The sequence below is a fragment of the Allobosea sp. 10L417 genome (genome assembly GCF_056395485.1).
The window spans coordinates 214393-232199 of record NZ_JBFTJP010000008.1 but is presented as its reverse complement, the minus strand read 5'-3'; the positions used below and the strand labels follow the sequence as shown (position 1 = coordinate 232199).

The window sequence follows — 17807 nt, the reverse complement described above, 5'->3', positions numbered from 1 at the left end:
GTCCGGAGCTTCTCGGGCCTGCGCTTCGCTCCGCCCGAGAATGACGCCTCTGGCAGCCCTCAGGCCGCGCGCTTCAGCCCGTCCCGCGCCCAGATCGCGCCGAGCGCGGCGACCAGGTTGTCGATATCGGCATCGGAATGGAAGGGCGAGGGGGTGATCCTGAGCCGCTCCGTGCCGCGCGGCACGGTCGGATAGTTGATCGGCTGGACATAGATGTCGAAGCGCGCCAGCAATTCGTCGCTGATCGACTTGCAGGCCTTCGCCTCGCCGACCATCACCGGGACGATATGGCTGGGATTGGCCAGATGCGGGATGCCGGCCGCATCGAGCTTGCCGCGCAGTGCCGCGACGCGGTCCTGCTGGCGTTCGCGCTCGGCCGAGCTCTCCTTGAGATGCCGGATCGCTGCGATGGCGCCGGCCGCCACCGCGGGGGGCAGCGAGCTGGAAAAGATGAAGCCGGAGGCGAAGCTGCGGATGAAGTCGCAGAGCGCGGCCGAACCGGTGATGTAGCCGCCGATCACGCCGAAGGACTTCGCCAGCGTGCCCTGGATCAGGGTGATCCGGTCGGTCAGGCCGTCGCGCTCGGAGATGCCGCCGCCGCGCGGCCCGTAGAGCCCGACGGCATGGACTTCGTCGAGATAGGTCATCGCACCGAATTCGTCGGCGATGTCGCAGAATTCCTTGATCGGCGCGATGTCGCCATCCATCGAATAGACCGACTCGAAGGCGATCAGCTTGGGCCGGGCCGGATCGAGCGCGGCGAGCTTGCGGCGCAGATCATCCGGGTCGTTATGCGCGAAGATATGCTTCTCGACGCGGGAATGGCGGATGCCCTCGATCATCGAGGCATGGTTGAGCGCGTCGGTCAGGATGACGCAGCCGGGGAGCTTGGCCGCGAGCGTCGAGAGCGAGGCCCAGTTCGACATATAGCCGGAGTTGAACAGCAGCGCCGCTTCCTTGCCGTGCAGATCGGCGAGCTCGCGCTCCAACAGGACGTGGTAGTGATTGGTGCCGCCGATGTTTCGGGTTCCGCCGGCGCCGGCGCCGCAGCCGTCGAGCGCCTCATGCATCGCGGCCAGAACCTTCGGATGCTGCCCCATGCCGAGATAGTCGTTCGAGCACCAGACGGTGACTTCGCGCAGGCCGCCCTCGCCGTGATAGGTCGCGATCGGGAAGCGGCCGGCCTGGCGCGCCAGATCGGCGAAGACGCGATAGCGGCCCTCGCGGTGCAGCCCGTCCAGTTCGCTACGGAAGAAACTCTCGAAATCCATGGCCAGCCTCCTGCGGCGCGCCCCTCCTAGGCCCTTCCGGCCTCTTGCGGAATGGTGCGCGGTGTCGCGGCTGGAATTCTTCTACTTTGACCTTTCGGCCAGTTCCAGAAGCGTTTCGATCAAGATTTTGATGGCGATGCCGGCGTCTGCCTCGCTCATGTTCTCCAGCGGCGAATGGCTGATGCCCTTTTCGTTGCGCACGAACAGCATGGCCGCGGGCGCGATCGCCGCCATGGTCATGGCGTCATGCCCCGCTCCCGACGGGAGCTTGCGGCCGGCGATGTTGCTTCCGGATCTGGCGATGCCGGCTGCCAAGGCGTCCTGCAGGCGGGGCTCCATCGGGACGGCATCGGCCTTCGCATAGGGCACGATCTCGAGACCGACGCCGCGGCGCGACGCGATCTCGGCGAAGCGGCTGCGGATCTCGGCTTCCATCGCTGCGAGCGTCTCGTTTTTCGGCGCACGGAAATCGATGGTGAATTCGGCCGCGCCGGGGACGACATTGGTCGCGCCGGGCTCGGGCCTGAGCACGCCGACAGTCCCGACGGAGAGCTCATGGCCGGCCGCGATCTGTTCCAGCGCAAGCGCCATCTCGGCGGCTGCCGTCAGCGCGTCCTTGCGCAGTGCCATCGGCACGGTTCCGGCATGGCCGGCCTCGCCGGTGACGCGCACGCGGGCCCGGCTCTGGGCGTTGATCGCGGTGACGATGCCGACCGGCTCGTTCTCCGCCTCCAGCACCGGGCCCTGCTCGATATGGACTTCGAGATAGGCCTGGATCGAGCCGGGCTTGCGCGCGAGCGCGGCGATGCCGCCTGGGTTTCCGCCGAAGGCGACGAGCGCATCGCCAAGCCTCACGCCCTCGCTGTCGCGCGCTTCCAGCCAGGCCGGGTCGTAGGCGCCCGCCAATGCTTCCGAAGTGGACAGATGCGTCGGGAAGCGCACGTTCTCCTCGTCGCCGAAAGCGACGATCTCGAGCGGGAAGGGCAGGCTGATCCCTGCATCGCGCAACGCCTGGGCCGCGAGAATGCCGGCGACGACGCCGAGATTGCCGTCGAAGCGACCGCCATCCTTGACCGTATCGATATGCGAACCGATCAGCACGGCCGGTGCGCCGGGCACCGTGCCGTCGCGCCGCCCCTGCACCGAGCCGGCGGCATCGATAAAGGCGGTAAGCCCCGCCACCTCCATGGCGCCCTTGACCCACTCCGCCGCCTGCCGATGCGCCGGTGAAAGGTAGAGCCGAGTCAGCTTGCCCGGCTCGTCGCTGAAGCGGTTGAGGCCCGCAAGCGCGGCGAAGGCGCGGGCACCGAGCACGGCGGCGGAGGGAAGCGTCTGCGTCATGCCCCGACGTTAGTGCAGGATACGAAGAAACGGGAACCGATTTTTCGCAAAGGTCCTGTTCTAGCTCTGCGTCGCCCCCGTATCGCAGCGTTGCATCATGCGCGAGGCGGCCGTGACGCCCGTGAGCGAGAAGGTGTAGCTCGTGACGTTGCCCCGGGCGGAGCGCGCCTCCAGCACCATGCTGCTCCCGGCCCGCATCGCGGCGAGCAGCGCCGGCTCGCGTTCCAGCCGTTCGAGCCAGGCGTTGTTGCCCTCCGTCAGCATGCGGAAGCTGTCGTCGCCGATGGTCACGGTGACGACCGAGTTCTTGGCGAAGTCGTAGCCGGTCTGGAAACTTGATTCGGTATCGCTCTCGCGGCTGCCCGTCTGGACGAAGAAGAACACCTCGCCATGGCGCAGGCTGGAAGGTTCCTCGGTCGATGGCCTGCCCATGATGAAGCAACGCTGGTTATCGCTCTGCTCATAGGTCGCAGCGTTCCAGTCGCTGAACTGCCCGAGCGATTTGGCTGTGACGGCCTGAGCTGCCGAGGCCGTCAGAAGGACGAGGGCGGCCGTTGAGAGCGCCATCTTGATCATCGCTTTATCTCCTTTTGCCCCTTCAGGGTGAAAAGAGAGCCTTACCGAGGCGTAAACATGATCAAGATATTTGTGCGTCGATCTGGCGCGGGGCCGTCCGGGGCGCGTTTCGGCGCCCTTCTGGAGGCGACGCCGGCCGTTTGAGGGGTGTTTTCCACAGCCGGGCGCGGCAGCCAGAAGCCCCGCGGCCGGCTCCACGCCGGGCTGCCGACGCCGCTGCGCCTAGTAGGTCGCCCGCCCGCCCGAGAGATCGAAGACCCCGGCGGTGGTGAAGCTGTTCTCGGCCGAGGCCAGGAAGGCGACCATCGATGCGACCTCCTCCGGCAGCAGGAAGCGCCCACGCGGGATCTTGGCCAGCATGTAGCCGATATGCTCCTCGCTCATCTGGTCGAAGATGCGGGTGCGCGCGGCCGCCGGCGTGATGCAGTTCACGGCGATGTCCTTGTCGGCGAGCTCCTTGCCGAGGGACTTCGTCAGCGCGATCACCGCCGCCTTCGAGGCCGAATAGGCCGAGGCGTTGGGGTTGCCTTCCTTGCCGGCGATCGAGGCGACGAGGACGATGCGACCGTAATTGCGCTTGACCATGCCGGGGATCACCGATCGGCAGCAATGCAGCGTGCCGTCGACGTTGAGCTTCATGACGCGGGCCCAGTCCTCCAGCGGGTATTCCCAGGTCTTGTGGTTGGGGCCGGCGATACCGGCGCTGGTGACGAGGATGTCGATGCTGCCGTGCTTCGCCTCCAGCGTGTCGCTCGCCTTCTGCACGGCGGTTGCGTCCGTCACGTCCACGGCGACGCCGACGGCGCCATGGCCGATCTCGGCGGCGGCCTTCTCCGCCAGGGCGCCGTCGACATCCCAGATCGCGACCGTCGCGCCACTCGCGGCGAAGCGCTCGGCGACGGCCCGGCCAATTCCCTGGGCCCCGCCGGTAACGATAGCGACGCGGTTCTTTAAATCGATTTGGTTCATGTCCGTCAGCCTCCCCGATGTTGTTGCGGTCACCCTAGCTTCGCTGATTGGCACCGGCCAGAGCATGCCTCCGTTTCGGTGATTGGCGCAGACCGGGCATGCGAAACGATGAGGGCAACGGCAGAGTCATCGGAGCGGGCGCGCAGTTTGGCCGCTACGCCGGCAGAACCGGCGCTATTCCGCCGGCGCGGTCTTCTCGCGGCGGTGGCCGATCAGTCCGAAGATCGGCCCGGCCGAGACCATCACCAGGAAGACGCGGATGATGTGATGCGCGGCGACGAAGGCCACCTCGGTGTGCAGTGCGAGCGCGATCAGGCTCATCTCGGCGAGGCCGCCCGGTGAATAGGCGAGGATCAGCGGCACGTGGCCGTGCACCGAGACCAGCGCCACCAGCCAGGCAAAGCTCAGCGTCAGCCCGAGCAGGATCACGGTCGAGCCCACGGAGAGCAGCAGCACGCGCAGGATGATGCGCGGCGGCGTGCCGACGAAGCGGCAGCCGATGGTGACGCCGAGCACGAGCTGCGCGGCATTGACGATCTCGGCCGGCGGCACCGCTGCGCTGAGGCCGATGACATGGACGATCGCGCTGATCAGCATCGGGCCGAGTAGGTATTTAGCCGGCAATCTCAGCCAATGGCCGGCGATCACGCCGAGGATGCCGCAGCCGATCAGCCAGAGCTCGGAGCCGAGCGGCGTCTGCGTGAAGGAAGGGCCGGCGACACGGCCGCCGCCGAGGGAGACGCCGCCGATCCATTGCACGATGAAGGGCAAGGTCATCACCACCAGCAGGATGCGGGCGGAATGGATCAGGGCGATGATGCGGGCGTCGCCCCCCTTCTCCTCGCCGACCGTCACCATCTCGATGAGCCCGCCCGGCATCCCGGAAAAGAAGGCCGTGACCGGGTCGAAGCCGGCAACGCGGCGGAAATAGCCGACGCAGCACAGGCCGCAGGCGACCATGAACAGCACGAGCCCGGCCAGCGTCGGCAGCCAGTTCGGCAGCTGCGCCACGACATCCGGCTTGAAGGAGGCGCCGAGCATCACGCCGATCACCGCGGTCATCGGCGGCCGGATCACCGGCGGGGCTGCGACCGGAAGCTTGATCAGTGCGGCTGCGGTGCAGAACACCATCGAGCCCAGCATCCAGGGCAGGGGCAGTCGCGCCTGCACGAACAGCCAGCCGCCGAGCCCGCCGAGCGCCAGCGCCAGGGCGAAGCGGCGATAGGGAAAGCGGCTCGGCGCCAGGCCCCGAACTCCGTTCGCGAAATCTTCGAGCAGAACTTTCAAGAGCGTGCTCCGCGGCACAGAAACAGGAGCCCTCCTAGAGACTGTTGGTGCGGTTGCCCACCCCCTGGTAGGGAATGCCGGGTCCGCTCCGGCCGCGCCGCCGGCACAACCCGGTCATGTGACATTGTCATTGGCCGGATTGCCGCGCTTCATCAATGATTTGCACAGAGACAAACGCGGAGTCGGCCTCAAGGCCGGCCGGGTCGAGGGGCGATGAGCGAGGATCGGCAGGCCGGCCGGCTAAGCCGGGCGGATGTGGAAGGCGAGGCGCCTGCCTGGCAGGAGCCGGCTGCGCCGCCGCTCTCCGGCGAGTTGGTCGCACCCGACGCGCCCGGTCCGATCGTCCTCTCCGAGGTGCCGGGAGGTCGGAGGCGGGCCCTGCGTCGGCTGCGGCATTGGTGGCGCGGCGCCAGCCCCAATCTGCGGGGCTCGGTCTTCATGATTTCGGCCTTGTTGGTCTATGCGGTGATGGTCGCCGGCATCAAGCATGTCGGCCAGGCGATCCCGCTGGTGCAGATCCTGCTGATCCGGCAGGTGATCATGACCGCGATCCTGCTTGCCTTCGCGGCCGGCAGCCTGCGCCGGGCGCTGCATACGGAGCGTCTCGGCCTGCAGATTTTCCGCAGCGTGATCACGCTGCTCTCGATGCTTTGCGGCTTTACCGCCGTGGTCAAGATTCCGCTCGCCCAGGCGACGGCGATCGGCTTCAGCCAGGTTCTCTTCGTCACCATCGCCGCGGTCCTCGTGCTGAAGGAGGCGGTCGATGGCCGGCGCTGGGCTGCGACGATCATCGGCTTCATCGGCGTGCTGATCATGCTGCGACCGAGCAGCGACGGGCTCGATGTCTACGCCCTGCTCTCGGTCGGCGGGGCGGTGTTCGGCGCCGGCATCACCGTCAGCGTCCGCAAGTTGGCGGCGAGCGAGCGCACCGACACCATCCTGCTCTATCAGGGCATCGTGCTGATCGCCCTGCTTGCGGTGCCCTGCTGGCTCTGGTGGCAGCCGCCGACGCCGAACCAGTGGTTCTGGCTGGTCGTCCTCAGCGTGTTCGGCACTGCCGGGCAGTGGCTCATCACCCGCGCCTATCAAGTCGGCGAGGCGGCGGCGCTGGCACCGCTCGATTTCAGCCGCCTGCTGCTGGCGAGCTTCACCGGTTTCGTCTTCTTTGCCGAGATTCCGGCGCTCACCACCTGGATCGGCGCCGTCATCGTGATCGGGGCGACGCTCTATACCATCCGCAAGAACGCGCGCCCGCCGGTCTCGCCCGCCTCGGCCTGAGCGCCGGCCGGGCGGCTCGGGATTGCATCACCGGGGACCCGGCGCTAAATGTCAGCGCACGCCTCCTTCGCGTGCGTCGCCCGGGCACAAGCCCTCGGGATTCCCGGCTCGAGCCGGCCAGAACGCCACCAGAGGCCAATCCGATGCGCATCGAGAACGACCCGAAGCTCGACTTCCGTGACGTACTGATCCGTCCGAAGCGCTCGACGCTCGGCAGCCGCGCCGAGGTCGATGTCGAGCGCAGCTTCCACCTTGCCCATACGGGCAAGGAGTGGAAGGGCTTCCCGCTGATCGCCGCCAATATGGACGTGGTCGGTACGATGAGCATGGCGCGGGCGCTGCTGAAGCACGGCGCCATGGTCGCGCTGCACAAGCACTACAGCGCCGAAGAGCTGATCGCCTTCTTCCGCGAGCCCGGATCGGCCAACGCCTTCTACTCGCTGGGCACGACCGACGCCGACCATGACAAGCTCAAGGCGGTCCACGCCCAGTCGCCGATCGGCAAGATCTGCCTCGACGTCGCCAATGGCTACACCGAGAAGTTCGTCGACACGGTCAAGGCGACGCGCGCCGCCTTCCCGGGCGCCGCGATCATGGCGGGCAACGTCGTCACCGGCGATATGACCGAGGCGCTGATCCTGGCCGGCGCCGACATCGTCAAGGTCGGCATCGGCCCCGGCTCGGTCTGTACCACCCGCAAAATGACCGGCGTCGGCTATCCCCAGCTCTCGGCGATCATCGAATGCTCGGATGCCGCGCATGGGCTGAAAGGCCTGGTCTGCGGCGATGGCGGGCTGACCGTGCCGGGTGATGTCGCCAAGGCCTTCGGCGGCGRCTCCGATTTCGTGATGATGGGCGGCATGCTCGCGGGCCATGACGAATGCGAGGGCGAGATCCGCTACGAGGAGCGCGGCGGCGAGAAGGTGCCGGTCGCCATGACCTTCTACGGCATGTCCTCCGACACCGCGATGAACAAGTACTCCGGAGGCGTCGCCAAGTACCGGGCATCCGAGGGCAAGACGGTCGAGGTGCCCTATCGCGGCCCGGTCGAGGGTACGATGCAGGAATTGATGGGTGGCGTGCGTTCGGCGATGACCTATATCGGCGCCGTCCGCCTGAAGGAGATGTCGAAGCGCACCACCTTCATCATGGTCGGTGCCCAGCTCAACACGGTGTTCGGCAACTGAGCCAGCCCGCATCGGTGGCGGCTCAGGCCGGCACCGCCTGCGCCCGCTGTTCGCGCATCAAGAACACCATCGCGCCCGCCATCAGCGCAAGGCCGACGGCGCTGAGCCAGACCCAGTCGTAGCGCGCGCTGACATCGACGAGATTGCCGCCCACGGCGCCGGCCGCCGCGCCGACCGAACGGCCGGCGGAGATCAGCCGATGGAGAGACCCATCACGCGCGGGCCTCCTGACAGCCTTCGACAGGGTTCAGGCGCCGCGCCGAAGCGAGCTCGTGCCGGGTGCTATCGCTTTCGGTGCGGCTGTTGCATAGTCCCGCTTCCATCACAGAAGGCCGCCAATGGCTTCGGGGAGACGGATATGACCATCAGAATTTTGAGCGTGGCGGGCGTGCTTGCCGCCGGAATCTCGCTTGCGCAGGCGCAGCAGCTCGCCCCGAGCCCGACGCTGGATGCGGTCAAGGCACGCGGCAATCTCGAATGCGGCGTGCATCTCGGCCTGCCCGGATTCTCCTTCGCCAATGACAAGGGCGAGTGGACCGGTCTCGACGTTGACTACTGCAGGGCGCTTGCCGCCGCGGTGCTCGGCGATGCCACCAAGGTCAAGTACACGCCGACCTCGGTGCAGCAGCGCTGGCCGATCCTGCAATCGGGCCAGGTCGACGTGCTCTCCCGGAACTCGACCATCACCTTCTCGCGCAATGCTACGCTCGGCCTGAACTTCCAGGGCATCAACTTCTACGAGGGCCAGACCTTCGTCGTCCGCAAATCGACGGGCGTGAAGGAAGCCGCCGGTCTCGACGGCGCCTCGGTCTGCGTCGCCGCCGGCTCGACCGAGGAGAAGAACGCCGCCGACTGGTTCCGCGAGCGCAACCTCAAGGTCACCATCACCAATTTTCAGAAGAACGACGACGCCATCACCGCGTATGATTCGGGCCGTTGCGATGCCTACACGGCCGGCGTCGGCGCCCTTGCCGGCCAGCGCGCCAAACTCAAGAATCCCGACGAACACATCATCCTGACCCAGCCGATCTCGAACGATCCGCAGGGACCCGTGACCCGCTGGGGCGACGAGCGCTGGCAGCTCATCGTCCGCTGGGTGCTCAACGGCACGATCGCGGCCGAGGCGCTCGGCGTCACCTCAAAGAACGTCGATGAGATGAAGGCGAACTCCAAGAATACGGAAGTACGCCGCCTGCTCGGTGCCGAAGGTGGTTTCGGCGCGATGATGGGCCTGTCGAACGACTGGATGTACAACGCGATCAAGCAGGTCGGGAACTACGGCGAAAGCTATGAGCGCACCGTGGGCATGGGCTCCCCGCTCAAGCTCGAGCGCGGCCAGAACCAGCTCTGGACCAAGGGCGGCCTGCTCTTCACCCCGCCCTTCCAGTGAGAGCGTCTTGAAGCACGTCATGGTCGGACTTTGGCCCGACCATCTCGGAAACCAGCCCGAGCGTCACGAGATTCCCGGGTCGGCGCTTCGCTTCGCCCGGGAATGACGCCCGCGACTCCCGATCGAGGCCGGCTTGAGCAGCTTCTTGTCCCTCATCAACGACAAGCGCGTCCGCGACTGGATCTATCAGATCGCCGTCGTCGTCTTCCTCGTCGGCATCTCCATCTTCTTCGTGCGCAATGCCTCGGAGAACATGGTCAAGGCCGGCATCGCCTCGGGCTTCGACTTCCTCTGGCGGACATCCGGCATCGAGGTGCCCTTCGTCCTGACCGGCTATACCCAGGCCGACAACATCCTCGGCCTGTTCTGGGTCGGCGTTGCCAACACCATGCTGGTGACGGTGATCGCGATCGTGCTGGCGACGCTGCTGGGCTTCGTCGTCGGCATTGCCCGTCTCTCATCGCATTGGCTGATTTCGACCATCGCAGGCGCCTATATCGAGTTCGTCCGCAACATCCCGCTGCTGTTCTTCGTGCTGTTCTGGTATTTCGGCGTCATCGCTGCGCTGCCTGCGCCGCGCCAGAGCATCAGCCTGTTCGGCGTCGCCTTCCTCAATAATCGCGGCGTGACGATCCCGCTGCCCGACGGGATGGAAAACTTCCGTATCGCCGGGCTGGTCATCCTCGCTTGCCTCCTCGTCTACGGGGCCTTTTCCGTCTGGGCGCGCCGGCGGCGGGAGCGCACGGGCCGGCAGGCGCCGACATTGGCCGTTGGCCTCGCCCTGCTGCTCGCCGTGCCGCTCCTGATGCTGGTTTGGGCCACGCTCGCGACGCGTTGGGACGTGCCGGCGCTGCGCGGCTTCAACTATCGCGGCGGCTTTGCCGTCATCCCCGAATTCGTCGCGCTGCTCGCCGCGCTCGTCACCTATACCGCCGGGTTCATCGCCGAGATCGTCCGCGGCGGCATCCAGTCGGTTTCGCATGGCCAGACCGAGGCCGGGTCGGCGCTGGGGCTACGCCCCGGCCAGATCCTGCGCCTCGTCACCATCCCGCAGGCGCTGCGCGTGATGATCCCGCCATTGACCAACCAGTATCTCAACGTGCTGAAGAACTCATCCTTCGGCGCGGCCATCGCCTATCCCGACGTGGTCAGCCTGTTCATGGGCTCGGCCCTGAACAATACCGGCCAGGCGATCGAGATCATCGCCATGACGCTCGCAGTCTATCTCGTCATCGGCCTTGCGGTGTCGGCGATCATGAACTGGTACAACGCCCGCATCGCCCTGGTGACGCGATGAACCGCGCCTCGTCCCTTTCCCTCTGGCGCGAGCGCCTGTTCGGCACGCCCTTTACCGGCTTCGTCAGCGTGGTGCTGGCGCTCGCGATCGCCTGGGTCGCGGTGCCCATCATCCGCTGGGCGCTGATCGATGCGACCTGGGTCGGCACGACGCGGGCCGATTGCGCGCCCGGCGGTGCCTGCTGGGTCTTCATCCGCGCCCGCTTCGGCCAGTTCATGTACGGGCTCTATCCCGTCGACCAGCGCTGGCGCGTCGATATAGCCGGCATCGCCTTCGTGCTCGGCATCGCCTCGATCGTCTTGGCGCCGCAGCGGCTGAAGCTCAAGCTCGGCGTCGCCATGCTCGTGCTGCTGCCGCCGCTCGGCATCTGGCTGCTCTCCGGCGGTTTCGGGCTGCGCTACATCGAGACGCGCGAATGGGGCGGGCTGATGCTCACCCTGTTCATCTCGATCTATTCGAGCCTGATCGCGATCCCGCTGGGTATCCTCTTCGCGCTTGGGCGCCAGTCGCAACTGCGCGTCATCCGCCTGATCAGCATCTTGTTCATCGAGTTCTGGCGCGGCGTTCCGATCATCGCGGTGATCTTCCTCGCCTCGCTGCTGTTGCCGCTGATCCTGCCCGGGGGCATCGGCATCGATCGGCTGGCGCGCGCCGTGATCGGGCTCGGCTTCGTCATCGCGGCCTATATGGCGGAGGCGGTGCGCGGAGGCCTGCAGGCGCTGCCGAAGGGCCAGCGCGAGGCCGCAACGGCGCTCGGTCTCAACTACTGGAAGGCGACCGGCCTGATCGTCCTGCCGCAGGCGCTGCGCATCTCACTGCCGGCGATGACCAATGAATTCATCGCGCTGATCAAGAACACCACGCTGGTGCTGGTGGTCTCGATCCTCGACCTGCTCGGCATCGCCCAGGCCTCGCTCGCCGATCCCAACTGGGTCGGCATGAACATGGAGGCCTACGCCTTTTCGGGTGCGATCTACTGGCTGATCTGCTTCGCGCTGTCGCGCTGGAGCCGTTCGCTGGAGAACAAGCGACGGCTCTGATGGGGCTTTCTGGACCACGCAACAAAAAACCGGCCCGAAGGCCGGTTTTCTTTTTCTCGGAGATCGTTCTCCTGGATCAGGCCCGCACCTTGCTCCGGTCGCGCCGGCGGTCGGCCGCAGGCTGGTAGGCGATGCGCGAGTGGTAGCTGCAATAGGGCATGCCGGTCTGCGAGCGCCCGCCGCAGAAACGGAAATCCGGGCTCGTCGGGTCGCCCATCGGCCAGCGGCACATATACTCGCGCAGCTCCATGATGGTGACGCGCTCGGAGAACGGGATCACCACATCCTCGGAAGGCAAAGGCGCAGCCTCTGCCTCGATCGCGGCCTCGGGCGCGAATACCGGCGCCAGGGCGTGGGCGCCGCGCGTGGCATGGGTCGCCGGGGTCGCCATCGGGTGGCTGGGCGAGCGCGGCGGCGTCTTGCGGGGGGCGGCATTGCGCGGTGTGGCCGGCTGGGCCGCACTCTTGGCACGGCCCGAAAGGCCGAGACGGTGAACCTTTCCGATCACCGCATTGCGTGTGACATTGCCCAGCTCGGCGGCGATCTGGCTGGCGCTCAGCCCATCGCTCCAGAGCTTCTTGAGCAATTCGACGCGTTCGTCAGTCCATGCTCCGGCTTCGTTCATCCGCATCACCTGTCTTGTCCGGCCAGCCCTTGCGGGGCCAGCCTTTAAGGGCGCTTCGTGACGGAATCCGGGATCAACGACCTTGCCACAGGGGCAATGCCGTTGCTGCCGCAACAGACGGTACAGGGGACGCCGCACGAAATGTCGTATCTGACAAGACCGACCATACAAGCTGCGGTGACTCGCGAACAAGAGTCGGCGAATCCGAAAACAGCTTTTCCCCAGACGATTCGCGATTGCGCCGTCAAGCGAATCCTTTCGGCAACACCGTAGCCGCCGCTTTGAATTGACAGTCCGGGCCGCCTTAAGCATATTTATCCACAAGGTGACGCGCCCCGTTCGGGCGGCGCTTATGTTTGCGGAATCAAGGCCCGAACGATGCGGATGACGGCGCGACGAGAGTTCAGGAGTTGGGTGCGACGATAACGTCGTAACCGGGTCTTACCGTGGCTGCGCGCCTGCAGCATCCATCCCGGATCGTCGTTCTCAGTTCAGCGCCAATCCGTTCTCACCCCGTCCCCTTCGCGAGGATCTTCGCCCCATGGCCCCCGCCCCTGCTTCCGCCAGCCAATCCGTGCTCGTGCCGACCTATGCCCGCGCCCCCGTCGCCTTCGAGCGCGGCGAAGGCCCCTGGGCGATCACGGCTGACGGCACCCGCTATCTCGATTTCGGCGCCGGTATCGCCGTCAACGCGCTCGGCCATGCCCATCCGCATCTGGTCAAGACATTGACCGAGCAGGCCGGCAAGATCTGGCACACCTCGAACCTCTATGGCGCACCCGAGGGCGAGCGGCTGGCCCGCCGGCTCTGCGAGGCGACCTTCGCCGAGCGTGTCTTCTTCACCAATTCGGGCGCCGAGGCGAACGAGTGCGCCATCAAGATGGCGCGGAAATACCATGCCGCGAAGGGCCATCCCGAGCGCTATCACATCATCACCTTCGAAGGCGCCTTCCACGGCCGGACGCTGGCGACCATCGCTGCCGGCGGCCAGCAGAAATACATCGACGGCTTCGGCCCGAAGGTCGAGGGCTTCGACCAGGTGCCGTTCGACGACGAGAAGGCGCTGCGCGCCGCGATCACGCCGGAGACCGCCGCCCTGATGATCGAGCCGATTCAGGGCGAGGGCGGGCTGCGCTCCGTGCCGCCCCGCTTCCTCAAGCTGCTGCGCGAGCTCTGCGACGAGAATGGCCTGCTGCTGATCTTCGACGAGATCCAGACCGGCGTCGGCCGCACCGGCAAATTCTTCGCTCATGAGATGTACGGCGTCGCGCCCGACATCATGTCGATCGCCAAGGGCATCGGCGGCGGCTTCCCGATGGGTGCCTGCCTCGCGACGGAGGAAGCCGCCTCCGGCATGACGCTCGGCACCCACGGCACCACCTTCGGTGGCAACCCGCTCGCCATGGCGGTCGGCAACGCCGTGCTCGATGTGGTGCTGGCACCGGGCTTCATCGAGAACGTCGGCAAGATCGCCCTGCGGCTGAAGCAGTCGCTGGCCGAGCTCAAGGACAGGCATCCCGATGTCATCGCCGATATCCGCGGCGAGGGGCTGATGCTCGGCCTCAAGCTCCACACGCCCAACACCGACTTCGTCAATGAAGCCCGGGCACAGGGCCTCTTGGTCGTCGGTGCCGGCGACAACGTCGTGCGCCTGCTGCCGCCGCTGATCATCACCGAGGCGGATGTCGCTGAAGCCGTGTCGCGGCTCGACAGGGCCGCCGGCGCCGTCGAGGCGACGCTGAAGCGCCCGGCCGCCGAATAAGTTCAACCCACCCACCCCGCGAAGCGAAGGAAGCGCCCGTGACGCGCCATTTCCTCGATCTCTCCGATTTCTCCGGCAGTGAGCTGCGTGCGATCCTGCGCGCGGGCGAGGAGATGAAATCGCGACGTCGCACACCGGCCGCCGCGGGGGATCGCCTGCTCGAAGGCAAGGTCATCGCCATGATCTTCGAGCAGCCCTCGCTGCGCACGCGCGTTTCCTTCGATGTCGGCATCCGTGAGCTCGGCGGTTCGCCGATGATGGTCGCCGGCCATGAGATCGAGCTTGGTGAGCGCGAGACCATTGCCGATACCGCCCGCGTCCTCTCGCGCTATGTCGATGCGATCATGATCCGTATCCTCGATCACGACTCGCTGGTGGAGATGGCGAAATACGCCACGGTGCCGGTGATCAACGGGCTGACCAAGCGCCAGCATCCCTGCCAGGTCATGGCCGATGTCATGACCTTCCAGGAGCGCAAGGGCTCGATCCAGGGCAAGCGCATCGCTTGGACCGGCGACACCAACAACGTGCTGACCTCCTGGGTCCACGCCGCCGGACGCCTCGATTTCGAGCTCGCGATAGCGACACCCGAGGAACTCGCCCCGCCTCCGGCCCTGATCTCCTGGGCCAAGAAGCAGGGTGCGAAGCTCTCGCTGACCAGCCGGCCCGAGGAAGCGGTGGAGGGCGCCGACTGCGTCATCACCGATTGCTGGGTGTCCATGGGTGACGAGGAGGGCACGCGCCACAATCTGCTGCGGCCCTATCAGGTCGATGAGAGGCTGATGGAGCGCGCCGAGAAGGACGCGATCTTCATGCACTGCCTGCCGGCCTCGCGCGGCGAGGAGGTCACCGACCAGATCATGGACGGTCCGCAATCGGCGGTGTTCGATGAGGCTGAGAACCGGCTGCATGCGCAGAAGGGCATCCTCGCCTGGTGCTTCGGCGGAGTGGCGGCCTGATGGCCGCCGACGACACAGGCGTCACCGCGGGGCTCGACGACCGGGTCGTGCCCTTCGCCGTGCCCGATCTCGATGTGCGCGGCCGCGTGGCGCGGCTGGGCCCGTCGATCGACACGATTCTCGAGCGACACAACTATCCCGCGCCGGTCTCGCGCGTGCTGGGCGAGGCGGCGGCGCTCACCGTGCTGCTGGGCACGGCGCTGAAGTTCGAGGGGCGCTTCCAGCTCCAGACCAAGAGCGACGGCGCGATCTCGATGATGGTGGTCGACTTCAACGCGCCCGACAATTTCCGCGCCGTCGCCCATATCGACGAGGCGAAGCTTGCCCAGGCGATCGCGCTCGAGAAGCTTTCCACCGGCGAGCTGCTGGGCGAGGGCCACCTCGCCATGACGGTCGACCAAGGGACGACCACGACCCGCTACCAGGGCATCGTCGCGCTGAAGCGGCAGGGGCTCGAAGAGGCGGCGCATCAGTATTTCCGCCAGTCCGAGCAGATCCCGACCCGCGTGCGGCTCGGCGTCGGCACGGTCACGACCGGCGGCCGGCCGCAATGGCGCGCCGGCGGCATCCTCGTCCAGTTCATGCCGCATTCGCCCGATCGCCTGCGGGCCGCCGACATCCATCCCGGCGATGCGCCGGAGGGGCATGAGATCCTGAGCGGTGATCCCGACGGCATCAGCGACGACGCCTGGATGGAGGCGCGCTCGCTGGTGGAGACGGTTGAGGACCATGAGCTGCTTGACCCGATGCTGGAGAGCGAGCGCTTGCTCTACCGGCTCTTCCACGAGCGTGGCGCCCGCGTCTTCGAGCCGGTCCTCGTCCGCGAGGCCTGCCGCTGTTCGCGTGAGCGCGTGCTGGCGATGTTGCGCGGCTTTTCGCCCGAGGACCGTCGCGCGATGATCGCCGATGACGGGAAGCTCGGCGTCACCTGCGAGTTCTGCTCGCGGCGCTACAGTTTCGACCCGGCCGAGGTCGAGGACGGGTTGTCGGCGGGGCTTTGACGTCATGCTCGGGCTTGACCCGAGCATCGCATGACGAGAAGGCTGCGTTTCCCGAACCTCTCCGGTGGAAGATTCTCGGGTCCGCGCCGGGCGCGGCCCGAGAATGACGTCAGCTTCAGCCGTTCTGACACTCCGCCATCAGCTTTCGCATGAACGCCTCGCCGGCCTGGAGCTGCTCCAGCGTGATGTATTCGTCGGGCTGATGCGCCTGGTCGATCGAACCGGGCCCGCAGACCACGGTCGCCAGCCCCGCATGCTGGAAATGCCCTGCCTCTGTCGCATAGGCGACCGCGATGGTGTGGTTGCGCCCGGACAGGCGCATGGCGAGCCGCTCGGCCTCTGAGCCCGGCTCGGGCGCGAGCCCCGGCACATCCGAGGTCATTTCCGTCAAGATCGCCGCGCTCGGTGCGGTCGAGCGCATGCGCGCCTGAACCTTGTCCGACACGCCGGCAAAGCGTGCGGGACCCGCCTCGGGATCGGAGGTCGGTAGCGTGCGGATCTCCCAGAGGATCTCGCTGTGATCGGCCAGGATGTTGCGGGCGATGCCGCCATGGAACGAGCCGATATGGACGGTGTCGTAGGGCGGGTCGAAGCGGCCGCTTGCATCCAGCTTCTGCTTGGCGTCCTCGGCCATGTGGTCGAGCTCGGCTGCGAGCAGCGCTCCGGCATGGACGGCGCTGGCGCCGAGCTGCGGCTTGGAGGAATGCGCGGCGAAGCCCTTGATCACGGTCTGGAACGTCCTGACGCCCTTATGCGCGTCGCAGATGTCGAGCGAGGTCGGCTCCCCGACGATGACCGCGCGCGGCCGCGGCAGCGTCTTGCTCATCGCGGCAATGCCGTCGACGACGCCGAGGCAGGTCACTTCCTCGTCATAGGACAGGAAGAGGTGGATCGGTGTCTTGAGGTCGGCGGCGAGGAAATCCGGCACCAGCGCCAGCCCCAGCGCCAGAAAGCCCTTCATGTCGACGGCGCCGCGGCCATAGGCGCGGCCGTCCTCGACATGCAGCGTGAACGGATCACGGCTCCATGCCTGGCCGGTCACCGGCACGACGTCGGTATGCCCGGACAGCACGACGCCGCCGCGATCCTGCGGGCCGATGGTCGCGAATAGCGCCGTCTTGTCGCCCGCTGCATTCGGAAAGCGCACGGACGGCACTCCCCAGCCGGCGAGATAGGCCTCGACGAAATCGATCAGGGGCAGGTTGGATTTGTCGCTGACCGTGTCGAAGGCGACGAGGCGGGCGAGCATCTCGAGCGGCGTGTAGCGCTGCCCGGTTTGAGCGGAGGCGGTCAATGCAGAACCTTCTTCACATAAGGGGAGTCGAGCGGGAAGAGCGGCACTTCCACGTCGAAGATCGTGCCGCTCTCATCCTGCATGGCGTAGAAACCGTGCATCGAGCCGTCCGGCGTCGTCAGCGGGCAGCCTGAGGTATAGTTGAAGCTCTCGCCCGGTCTAAGCACCGGCTGCCTGCCGACGACGCCCTCACCGCGCACCTCGTGCATCTCGCCGCGCCCGTCGGTGATGAACCAGTGGCGGGTCATCAATTGCACCGTCTGCGTCGAGAGATTCACGATCTCGATCGCGTAGGCCCAGAAATAGCGGCCCTGCGCATGCGAGGATTCCGCTTCCAGGAAGGATGGCGCCACGGTCACACGCACGCCGCGCGTCTGTGCCTGATACATGGTCGAGGCTCCGGCTGCAGCCTGTGACGACGTCTGCCGCCACGGTTCAGTTATCGGCCTGCCAGCGGCAGCGTCAATGCGTCCGTGCCGTGATTCTGGCGTGGACAACCCTGTGGCTATTGCCCGGCATGCGGTCCACCG

Annotated in this window: 17 protein-coding genes; 8 read left to right on the top strand and 9 right to left on the bottom strand. The window is 66.7% G+C overall.

Translation table 11 applies throughout. The features are described from left to right. Positions 1-59: 59 nt before the first annotated feature. From hemA to AC1DE3_RS20180, 5 genes are all read right to left on the bottom strand, one after another. On the bottom strand, positions 60-1271 hold the full coding sequence (gene hemA / locus AC1DE3_RS20200; protein ID WP_476780192.1) for a 5-aminolevulinate synthase: 1212 nt from the start codon (positions 1269-1271) through the stop codon (positions 60-62). A gap of 81 nt (positions 1272-1352) precedes the next feature. Next, the gene (locus AC1DE3_RS20195; protein WP_476780191.1) at positions 1353-2612 is read right to left on the bottom strand and encodes an allantoate amidohydrolase; all 1260 of its coding nucleotides are present in this window, start codon (positions 2610-2612) and stop codon (positions 1353-1355) included. Between the two features lie 60 nt (positions 2613-2672). Further along, complete coding sequence (locus AC1DE3_RS20190; RefSeq protein WP_476780190.1) at positions 2673-3188, bottom strand: invasion associated locus B family protein; 516 nt, start codon at positions 3186-3188, stop codon at positions 2673-2675. A gap of 222 nt (positions 3189-3410) precedes the next feature. Further along, positions 3411-4157, bottom strand: a complete 747-nt coding sequence (locus AC1DE3_RS20185) for an SDR family NAD(P)-dependent oxidoreductase (RefSeq protein ID WP_441510060.1) — start codon at positions 4155-4157, stop codon at positions 3411-3413. A 174-nt stretch (positions 4158-4331) separates the two neighbouring features. Next, positions 4332-5444, bottom strand: a complete 1113-nt coding sequence (locus AC1DE3_RS20180; protein WP_476780188.1) for an AbrB family transcriptional regulator — start codon at positions 5442-5444, stop codon at positions 4332-4334. Between the two features lie 213 nt (positions 5445-5657). Between AC1DE3_RS20180 and AC1DE3_RS20175 the strand changes: the two genes are divergently transcribed. Together AC1DE3_RS20175 and AC1DE3_RS20170 are read left to right on the top strand one after the other, a co-directional pair. Beyond that, complete coding sequence (locus AC1DE3_RS20175) at positions 5658-6722, top strand: DMT family transporter (RefSeq protein ID WP_476780187.1); 1065 nt, start codon at positions 5658-5660, stop codon at positions 6720-6722. Positions 6723-6865: 143 nt separating this feature from the next. Next, a complete protein-coding gene (locus AC1DE3_RS20170; protein ID WP_476852691.1) occupies positions 6866-7909 on the top strand; it encodes a GMP reductase in 1044 nt (347 codons plus the stop codon). A gap of 22 nt (positions 7910-7931) precedes the next feature. Here the strand turns inward: AC1DE3_RS20170 and AC1DE3_RS20165 are convergent, their stop codons facing one another. Then, positions 7932-8063 carry a hypothetical protein gene (locus AC1DE3_RS20165; RefSeq protein ID WP_476780185.1) on the bottom strand — a complete coding sequence of 44 codons (132 nt, stop codon included), beginning with the start codon at positions 8061-8063 and terminating at the stop codon, positions 7932-7934. 204 nt (positions 8064-8267) lie between these two features. On the opposite strand from AC1DE3_RS20165, the gene AC1DE3_RS20160 reads away from it, so the two are divergent. The 3 genes from AC1DE3_RS20160 to AC1DE3_RS20150 all read left to right on the top strand — a co-directional run bounded on the left by AC1DE3_RS20160 (position 8268) and on the right by AC1DE3_RS20150 (position 11636). Beyond that, on the top strand, positions 8268-9299 hold the full coding sequence (locus AC1DE3_RS20160) for an amino acid ABC transporter substrate-binding protein (protein WP_476780184.1): 1032 nt from the start codon (positions 8268-8270) through the stop codon (positions 9297-9299). A 133-nt stretch (positions 9300-9432) separates the two neighbouring features. Continuing rightward, positions 9433-10596, top strand: coding sequence for an amino acid ABC transporter permease (locus AC1DE3_RS20155; protein WP_476780183.1), 1164 nt, complete (start codon positions 9433-9435; stop codon positions 10594-10596). Next, positions 10593-11636 carry an amino acid ABC transporter permease gene (locus tag AC1DE3_RS20150; RefSeq protein ID WP_476780182.1) on the top strand — a complete coding sequence of 348 codons (1044 nt, stop codon included), beginning with the start codon at positions 10593-10595 and terminating at the stop codon, positions 11634-11636. Before AC1DE3_RS20155 ends, AC1DE3_RS20150 begins: the two co-directional genes overlap by 4 nt. A gap of 76 nt (positions 11637-11712) precedes the next feature. Here AC1DE3_RS20150 and AC1DE3_RS20145 read toward each other — a convergent pair whose 3' ends face one another. Further along, on the bottom strand, positions 11713-12261 hold the full coding sequence (locus tag AC1DE3_RS20145) for a GcrA family cell cycle regulator (protein WP_476780181.1): 549 nt from the start codon (positions 12259-12261) through the stop codon (positions 11713-11715). Positions 12262-12802: 541 nt separating this feature from the next. On the opposite strand from AC1DE3_RS20145, the gene AC1DE3_RS20140 reads away from it, so the two are divergent. Genes AC1DE3_RS20140 through AC1DE3_RS20130 form a run of 3 tightly spaced genes read left to right on the top strand, consistent with a single transcriptional unit; the run spans position 12803 to position 15983 of the window. Beyond that, a complete protein-coding gene (locus AC1DE3_RS20140; protein WP_476780180.1) occupies positions 12803-14023 on the top strand; it encodes an acetylornithine transaminase in 1221 nt (406 codons plus the stop codon). Between the two features lie 38 nt (positions 14024-14061). Beyond that, entirely contained in the window at positions 14062-14982 is a 921-nt protein-coding gene (argF, locus tag AC1DE3_RS20135) for an ornithine carbamoyltransferase (RefSeq protein WP_476780179.1), read from the top strand. Next, positions 14982-15983, top strand: coding sequence for an Hsp33 family molecular chaperone (locus AC1DE3_RS20130; RefSeq protein ID WP_476780178.1), 1002 nt, complete (start codon positions 14982-14984; stop codon positions 15981-15983). Before argF ends, AC1DE3_RS20130 begins: the two co-directional genes overlap by 1 nt. Positions 15984-16098: 115 nt before the next feature. On the opposite strand, the gene argE is transcribed toward AC1DE3_RS20130, so the two are convergent. Both argE and apaG read right to left on the bottom strand, forming a co-directional pair. Further along, positions 16099-17277, bottom strand: coding sequence for an acetylornithine deacetylase (gene argE / locus AC1DE3_RS20125; RefSeq protein WP_476780177.1), 1179 nt, complete (start codon positions 17275-17277; stop codon positions 16099-16101). After that, on the bottom strand, positions 17274-17666 hold the full coding sequence (apaG, locus tag AC1DE3_RS20120; RefSeq protein WP_441510047.1) for a Co2+/Mg2+ efflux protein ApaG: 393 nt from the start codon (positions 17664-17666) through the stop codon (positions 17274-17276). Before apaG ends, argE begins: the two co-directional genes overlap by 4 nt. Between the last annotated feature and the right edge of the window lie 141 nt (positions 17667-17807).

What these genes read in the sequence shown, in the direction of transcription:
- AC1DE3_RS20190 (WP_476780190.1), bottom strand. Translation starts at nt 3,188, where the DNA reads ATGATCAAGATGGCGCTCTCAACGGCCGCCCTCGTCCTTCTGACGGCC.
- apaG (WP_441510047.1), bottom strand. Translation starts at nt 17,666, where the DNA reads ATGTATCAGGCACAGACGCGCGGCGTGCGTGTGACCGTGGCGCCATCC.
- AC1DE3_RS20130 (WP_476780178.1), top strand. Translation starts at nt 14,982, where the DNA reads ATGGCCGCCGACGACACAGGCGTCACCGCGGGGCTCGACGACCGGGTC.
- AC1DE3_RS20145 (WP_476780181.1), bottom strand. Translation starts at nt 12,261, where the DNA reads ATGAACGAAGCCGGAGCATGGACTGACGAACGCGTCGAATTGCTCAAG.
- AC1DE3_RS20160 (WP_476780184.1), top strand. Translation starts at nt 8,268, where the DNA reads ATGACCATCAGAATTTTGAGCGTGGCGGGCGTGCTTGCCGCCGGAATC.
- AC1DE3_RS20140 (WP_476780180.1), top strand. Translation starts at nt 12,803, where the DNA reads ATGGCCCCCGCCCCTGCTTCCGCCAGCCAATCCGTGCTCGTGCCGACC.
- hemA (WP_476780192.1), bottom strand. Translation starts at nt 1,271, where the DNA reads ATGGATTTCGAGAGTTTCTTCCGTAGCGAACTGGACGGGCTGCACCGC.
- AC1DE3_RS20195 (WP_476780191.1), bottom strand. Translation starts at nt 2,612, where the DNA reads ATGACGCAGACGCTTCCCTCCGCCGCCGTGCTCGGTGCCCGCGCCTTC.
- AC1DE3_RS20175 (WP_476780187.1), top strand. Translation starts at nt 5,658, where the DNA reads ATGAGCGAGGATCGGCAGGCCGGCCGGCTAAGCCGGGCGGATGTGGAA.
- AC1DE3_RS20150 (WP_476780182.1), top strand. Translation starts at nt 10,593, where the DNA reads ATGAACCGCGCCTCGTCCCTTTCCCTCTGGCGCGAGCGCCTGTTCGGC.
- AC1DE3_RS20185 (WP_441510060.1), bottom strand. Translation starts at nt 4,157, where the DNA reads ATGAACCAAATCGATTTAAAGAACCGCGTCGCTATCGTTACCGGCGGG.